Origin of the sequence: Paenibacillus prosopidis (assembly GCF_003337375.1) — a bacterium.
In the GTDB taxonomy this organism is placed as follows: Bacteria; Bacillota; Bacilli; order Paenibacillales; family Paenibacillaceae; genus Pristimantibacillus; species Pristimantibacillus prosopidis.
This window is the reverse complement of the sequence record NZ_QPJD01000019.1, coordinates 131,276-138,606: the sequence shown is the minus strand read 5'-3', so window position 1 is coordinate 138,606 and position 7,331 is coordinate 131,276. Positions and strand designations below refer to the sequence as shown.

Here is a 7,331-nt window from a genome sequence, read left to right as displayed (position 1 = left end):
CTCCATTTTACCAAAGGATGGTTTCTTTGTTTTTTACAACTTTTAAAACAATGAAGGGGCTGCCCCTAAGTCTTTATGACTTTTGGGACAGCCCCTTGGATAAAACAGCACGAAATGTATTATTTAGCCACCAAGTGTTGTTGACCTGGTTTCCAGTTGATTGGGCAAAGTCCGCCGGATTGCAAAGCTTGCAATACGCGAAGCGTTTCTTCAACGCTGCGGCCAACGTTGTTGTGGTTAACAACTTGGTATTTTACTTCGCCTTCCGGATCGATGATGAACAGACCGCGAAGCGCGATACCTTCTTCTTCGATCAATACGCCGTAGTCACGGGCAACGCTCTTCGTGATGTCGGCAGCTAACGGGAATTCCAATTGGCCAAGGCCATTATCGTTCACCGGCGTGTTGATCCATGCACGGTGGCTATGTTTGCTGTCTACGCTGACACCGAGAATTTCAGTGTCAAGCTTCTTGAATTCTGCAGCTGCAGCGCTCAAAGCTGTAATTTCAGTTGGGCATACAAATGTGAAGTCAAGCGGATAGAAGAACAATACCAACCATTTTCCTTTGTAATCGGAAAGTGCTGCTGTACCAAAATCTTGACCGTTTCCTGTTGCAGTTTCCATCGAAAATTCCGGAGCCGGGCGGCCTACCAAACGTTCTGCCATAATAGAAAACCTCCTTGACCTATCCATAAATTTTATTGTTTATGTCACTTCATCTGTGTGACTTACCTAGTAAATAGTATCACTAGTCTATAATGAAGTCAATATTATAACTAATACTTTTTTGTAATAATTATAATCTAGAGATTACTTTCTTAGAGCCGCAACGATCAAATCGCCCATCTCTGTCGTTCCGATTGCTTTACTCTTATCGACGGCAATATCGCCTGTACGGTGACCTGCATCAAGCACCTCTTTAACAGCAGCCTCAATGGCTGCAGCTGCTTCGTGGTAACCGAAAGTTAGACGGAACATCAAAGCAACCGACAAGATTGTTGCGATTGGATTGGAAATGCCTTGGCCTGCGATATCAGGCGCCGAGCCGTGTACCGGTTCGTATAAGCCGAAGCTTCCTTCGCCAAGCGAAGCCGAGGAAAGCATCCCGATCGAACCAGTCAGCATCGCAGCTTCATCGCTTAGAATATCGCCGAACATGTTCTCTGTAACGATAACGTCGAAGCTCGATGGGCGGCGCAGCAATTGCATTGCACAGTTGTCAACAAGCACGTGCTCCAGCTCAACCTCCGGATATTCCGGTGCAATCCGATTAACTACCTCACGCCATAGGCGGGATGTTTCAAGCACATTCGCTTTGTCGACCGAAGCAAGACGTTTGCCGCGAGTCATCGCAATATCGAATGCTTGACGAACGATACGTTCAACCTCTTTCACGTTGTATACGCAAGTATCAACCGCCTCTTCGCCGTTTGCGCCTTCGCGACGGAATTTCTCGCCGAAATAAATACCGCCTGTCAATTCACGGACAACGATCAAATCAGTACCTTCAAGCACTTCAGGCTTCAGTGTCGATGCTTCCTTCAGGCAATCGAATACAGTAGCCGGACGAATGTTAGAGAACAAGCCAAGCTCCTTGCGAATACCGAGCAAGCCCGTTTCCGGACGAAGCTCCTTCGAGTTGTTATCCCATTTCGGTCCGCCGACTGCGCCGAGCAATACAGCGTCTGCGCCTTTGCAAAGCTCAAGCGTCTCTTGCGGCAGCGGGGTACCTTTCTCGTCGATTGCGATACCGCCGAACAAGCCGTGCTCCGTTTCGAATTGATAGCCGAACAGCTCCTCGGTTTTTTTGAGCACCTTAAGCGCTTCGCCTACAACCTCGGGACCGATACCGTCGCCGGCAATAACTGCAATTTTTTTTACATCTGACATAATAAATGTAACACTCCTCTTTTTCAATTAAGCCTGTCCGTCCCGCAGCGCTGTGCGTCTGATCGTTCGGCAGCCTTATGAAATCATTCTCAGTCTATTATCATTTGTACCATAAAACCTGGACGAACACAAAGATATAAAATCTATTGGCTCTATAGACTGTGACTATAGAGCAGCTTGGAGATTTCTAACATCAAAAAAGCTCATTGCCCTTTTCAAAGGCAATGAGCCGTTAACTACAGTGATTTAGATCAAGCTCATTTTGTCGCGGCGTCCCGGCGACTTGCGTTTGTCGATCAAGCGGTTAAGCGCATCGATATAGGCGCGTGCGCTTGCCTCAAGGATGTCAGTGCTTAGGCCGCGGCCTTGTGCAGATACTTCATCCTGCTTCAGCACAACGTGTACCTCGCCTTGCGCATCCTTGCCTTGCGATACGGACTTGATCGAGTAGTCCTCAAGTTCGACAGTCTCACGCGTAACTTTATCGATGGCGTTATAGATTGCATCAACGGAACCGTTTCCGATTGCAGCCTCTTCTACTACCTCGCCCTCAGCATTGCGGATACGAACCGATGCGCTCGGAGTCGATTGATTGCCGTAACTCACTTGGATTGTCTCCAATGTGTATACTTCTGGCGTATCAATCAGCTTCTCCTCCAGCATAGCGCGAATATCTTCATCGTTAACGGTTTTCTTCCGGTCTGCCAAATCTTTAAATTTAGCAAATGCCGCGTTAACCGCTTCTTCCTCAAGCTCATAGCCAAGATCGATCAGCTTCTCGCGGAAAGCGTGGCGGCCGGAATGCTTACCGAGCACAAGCTTCGATTCCTTAAGACCGATCGTATCCGGCGAAATGATTTCGTAGGTCGTCTTTTCCTTCAGCATGCCGTCCTGGTGAATGCCCGACTCATGCGCGAATGCATTCGCTCCGACAATCGCTTTGTTGCCCGGCACGACCATGCCTGTCAGCTTGCTGACAAGACGGCTGGTCTTCGCAATTTCCTTCAGGTTCAGCGTCGTTTGAGCGCCGAAGAAGTCTGGACGCGTTGCCAGTGCCATTGCAATCTCCTCGATCGCCGTATTGCCGGCGCGCTCGCCTATTCCGTTAATCGTACCTTCGACTTGATCGGCACCATTCAGAATCGCTGCCAGCGCGTTTGCCGTTGCCATGCCAAGATCGTCATGACAGTGCGCGCTAAGCTGTATCGTCTCGATGTTCGGAACGTTTTCCTTCAGTGTTTTGAAAATATTTCCGAATTCCTGCGGATTCATATAGCCCACAGTATCCGGAATATTAACAACTGTAGCTCCTGCTTTGATCGCCATATCCGTAACCTGGCATAAGAAATCCAGTTCGGTACGACCGGCATCCTCAGGCGAAAACTCAATTTTATCAAAATATTGCTTCGCATAACGAATCGCACGCTCAGCCGTCTCCAGCACCTGCTCCTTCTCCATCCGCAGCTTATGCTTACGGTGAATAGGACTTGTAGCAAGGAACAAGTGAATGCACGGATCCTGAGCGCCCTGAAGCGCTTCACGCACTGCGTCAATATCCTGCTCACGCGAGCGGGACAGACCGATTATGGTTGCGTTCTTCACTGCGCGAGCAACGGCGTTAACCGCAGCGAGATCGCCCGGCGATGCGGCAGGGAAGCCCGCTTCGATGCGGTCTACGCCAAGCTTCTCAAGCTGAAGCGCGATCTCTACCTTTTCCTTCGTGTTCAGGTTAACACCTGGAGATTGCTCTCCGTCACGAAGTGTTGTATCGAAAATATAAATCTTCCGCATTATGCTATGCACCTCCGTGAACAGAATGATCCCGGTACGCGCGTGGAAGCGTCTGCCGATAATAACATATCGTCACGCGCTCCGGCGAACCGGGATATTATCGTTCTTCCTGAAACTTATAGTATGCCTATATTTTGAAAACTATTTCAATCTAGCCGCTTTTATTACTTCTTGATCCAGTGCATCAGTTCGCGAAGTTGCGCGCCTGTTTTCTCGATCGGGTGAGCAGCTTCGTTACGGCGAGTAGCCGTCAACATTGCACGGTTCGATTGGTTTTCCAAGATGAAGTCGCGAGCGAAACGGCCGGATTGGATATCCTCCAACACGCGTTTCATTTCTTTCTTCGTCTCTTCCGTAACGATACGAGGACCAGTTACATAATCGCCGTATTCAGCTGTGTTGGAAATAGAATCGCGCATCGACGCCATTCCGCCTTCATACATCATATCAACGATCAGCTTCAGCTCGTGCAAGCACTCGAAGTATGCCATTTCTGGAGCGTAGCCAGCTTCAACAAGCGTCTCGAAGCCTGCTTTAACGAGTGCAGTAGCGCCTCCGCAAAGAACGGCTTGCTCACCGAACAAATCTGTTTCTGTTTCTTCTTTGAAGGAAGTTTCGATAACGCCCGCACGAGTACAGCCGATACCTTTTGCATATGCAAGACCGATTGCTTTCGCATTGCCTGTTGCATCTTGCTCGATTGCAATTAGACCCGGTACGCCAAAGCCCTCTTGGTACGTACGGCGAACCATGTGACCAGGGGATTTTGGAGCTACCAAGAATACGTCTGTATCTTTGCTAGGCACGATTTGGCCGTAGTGAATGTTGAAGCCGTGGGAGAACATCAGAGCCGCGCCCTTTTTCAGGTTCGGAGCGATTTCTTCGTTGTATACTTTCGCTTGCGTTTCGTCAGGAAGCAAAATTTGAACAACGTCTGCCACTTTTGTCGCTTCAGCAACATTAAGTACTTCGAAGCCGTCTTTCTTAGCCACTTCAGCGGATTTACCAGGACGAAGTCCGATAACAACTTTCAAGCCGCTGTCGCGAAGGTTTTGCGCTTGCGCGTGACCTTGGCTGCCGTAACCGATAACTGCAATTGTTTTACCTTGAAGTACGCCTTGATCGGCATCTTTTTCATAATACATTGTAACTGCCATTTTAATAATTGCCTCCTTTAATTTAACCCTTTTGAACGGGTGTTTAAGCAGAGAATGGCGCATATGCAGCGGTTCTCCCCTTAAACTCCCGCTCAAAGCGGGATGTTGAAGTGTAACATAGATTTACTTTGCGTTGCCGCGAATGAGCGCCGTTACACCGGTGCGCGATAATTCGCGGATACCGTAAGGCTTGAGCAGCTCGACCATCGCATCGATTTTTTCCGTATCTCCGACGACTTGTACCATGAGCGAATGAGTGCCAATGTCGACAACTGCTGCGCGGAACGTCTCTACTACGCCGAGAATTTCCGGACGCGACGCAGGCTCAGCATTTACTTTAATAAGCGCGAGCTCGCGGGCAACCATCGGATTAGAGCTAAGATCAATGACTTTGATAACATCGATAAGCTTGTACAACTGCTTCGTCACTTGCTCGAGGGTATGGTCATCACCTGTAGTGACGATGACCATACGCGACAAGCCAGCTTCTTCGCTCGTACCGACTGTTATGCTTTCAATATTGAAGCCGCGGCGTCCGAACAAGCCGGATACACGCTGCAGAACGCCGGGCTGATCGTTAACGATTACTGCGATCGTGTGCTTTTTCATTCCGCATCCCCCATGATCATTTGGTCGATCGTGCTTCCTTGCGCGACCATCGGATACACGTTCTCATCTCTGCGAACGACGAATTCTACGACCGCCGGGCCTGGATGGTTCAGCGCTTCTTCCCATACGGACCGCGCTTCCTCTTTGTTCGTTGCACGGAACCCTTTTACCCCGTAGGCTTCAGCAAGCTTCACAAAATCCGGGCTGCCTGCAAGGTCGATATGACTGAAACGGTTTTCGTGAATAAGCTCCTGCCATTGGCGAACCATTCCAAGCACCTGGTTGTTAATGATAACGACCTTGACCGGGATGTTGTTGATGGCGCAAATCGCGAGCTCCTGCGCGCACATTTGCATGCCGCCGTCGCCGTTAATGGAGACGACTACACGGTCCGGATTAGCCATTTGGGCGCCGATCGCTGATGGGAACCCGAAGCCCATCGTGCCGAGGCCGCCGGAGGTCACCCAAGAGCGCGGCTTGTTGAATTTGTAATACTGTGCCGCCCACATTTGGTGCTGACCTACGTCTGTCGTAACGATAGCGTCGCCGTTTGTTGTTTCGTGGAGCATTTCCACTACCCATTGCGGCTTGAGCTCGACATCCGAATCTACGTAGCTGAACGGATATTGCGCTTTGGACGCTTGAATATGCGCCCGCCATTCGTCGGCGTTGTCGGCCCGTTTCGCTAGTTTATTAGCAATTTGAAGTACGGTTTTTACATCACCTACGATTGGAATATCAGTAGGGACGTTTTTGCCGATTTCCGCCGGATCGATATCGATGTGAACGATTTTCGCAAGCGGTGCGAAGCCGGAAAGCTTTCCGGTAACGCGATCGTCAAACCTTGCGCCGATATTAATAAGCAAGTCCGCGCTTTGAATCGATTTGTTCGCCGTATACGTACCGTGCATACCAGGCATGCCTAGCCACAAATCATTGCCGCTCGGGAAGCCGCCCAAACCTAGCAGTGTCGTCGTGATCGGAATTTGCGTCTTCGTTGCGAACTCCAACAGCTCTTCATGGGCGCCGGAATATACAACTCCGCCGCCAGCAAGTATAAGTGGACGGGACGATTGCTCGATCGCTTTAATCATCTTGTCGACTTGCAGCTTGTTTGGAGATACGGTCGGATTATAACCGCGAATACTCACTTCGGTTACCGGCTTAAACAACGTTTTTGCGGCGGAAATATCTTTTGGTATATCGATCAACACCGGGCCTTTGCGTCCAGTATTCGCAATGTGAAATGCCTCGTGAATGATGCGCGGCAAGTCCTCTACGTTGCGTACCAAATAGCTGTGTTTCGTTATCGGCATCGTAATACCTGTTATGTCAGCCTCTTGAAAAGCATCCGTTCCGATCAAGCTTGACATGACATTGCCCGTAATAACGACCATTGGCACCGAATCCATATAAGCTGTCGCGATACCTGTTACGAGATTCGTCGCGCCAGGTCCAGACGTTGCGATACATACGCCAACTTTACCGCTGGCACGCGCGTAGCCGTCCGCGGCATGAATGGCACCCTGCTCGTGACGAGTCAAAAGGTGATTGAAATCCGGGTTTCCGTGCATCGCGTCGTAAATGTATAACACTGCTCCGCCGGGATAGCCGAATACGCAATCCACATCCTCAAGCAATAAACTGCGAAGCAATATTTCCGATCCCGTAATGACTTCGGGCTTCGAGAGCTTTTCTTTTAATTCCTCTTTTGACTTTAGTAGTGAACTTTGCGTTACCATCAGTCATCCTCCTCTCAGAAAAAACAAAAAAACCTTTCGTTCCTCATGCTTCAAAACGAAGCAACGAGGGACGAAAGGTTGATCTTCCGTGGTACCACCCAAATTCGTTATACATCTCCCGATGTATAACCTCCATAGGT

At 49.5% G+C, this 7,331-nt stretch carries 6 protein-coding genes; all 6 read right to left on the bottom strand.

Features of this window, described 5'->3' with window-relative positions; translation table 11 throughout:
• Nucleotides 1–119 precede the first annotated feature (119 nt).
• The 6 genes from DFP97_RS25275 to ilvB all read right to left on the bottom strand — a co-directional run bounded on the left by DFP97_RS25275 (nucleotide 120) and on the right by ilvB (nucleotide 7,191).
• Nucleotides 120–668 (bottom strand): peroxiredoxin, encoded by a 549-nt coding sequence (locus DFP97_RS25275; RefSeq protein WP_114383435.1) that lies wholly within the window; start codon nucleotides 666–668, stop codon nucleotides 120–122.
• A gap of 144 nt (nucleotides 669–812) precedes the next feature.
• Entirely contained in the window at nucleotides 813–1,892 is a 1,080-nt protein-coding gene (gene leuB / locus DFP97_RS25270) for a 3-isopropylmalate dehydrogenase (protein WP_114383434.1), read from the bottom strand.
• 246 nt (nucleotides 1,893–2,138) lie between these two features.
• Nucleotides 2,139–3,683 carry a 2-isopropylmalate synthase gene (locus DFP97_RS25265; RefSeq protein ID WP_114383433.1) on the bottom strand — a complete coding sequence of 515 codons (1,545 nt, stop codon included), beginning with the start codon at nucleotides 3,681–3,683 and terminating at the stop codon, nucleotides 2,139–2,141.
• 164 nt (nucleotides 3,684–3,847) lie between these two features.
• A complete protein-coding gene (gene ilvC, locus DFP97_RS25260) occupies nucleotides 3,848–4,840 on the bottom strand; it encodes a ketol-acid reductoisomerase (protein ID WP_114383432.1) in 993 nt (330 codons plus the stop codon).
• A gap of 123 nt (nucleotides 4,841–4,963) precedes the next feature.
• Complete coding sequence (gene ilvN / locus DFP97_RS25255; protein WP_114383431.1) at nucleotides 4,964–5,449, bottom strand: acetolactate synthase small subunit; 486 nt, start codon at nucleotides 5,447–5,449, stop codon at nucleotides 4,964–4,966.
• A complete protein-coding gene (gene ilvB / locus DFP97_RS25250; RefSeq protein WP_114383430.1) occupies nucleotides 5,446–7,191 on the bottom strand; it encodes a biosynthetic-type acetolactate synthase large subunit in 1,746 nt (581 codons plus the stop codon). Before ilvB ends, ilvN begins: the two co-directional genes overlap by 4 nt.
• Between the last annotated feature and the right edge of the window lie 140 nt (nucleotides 7,192–7,331).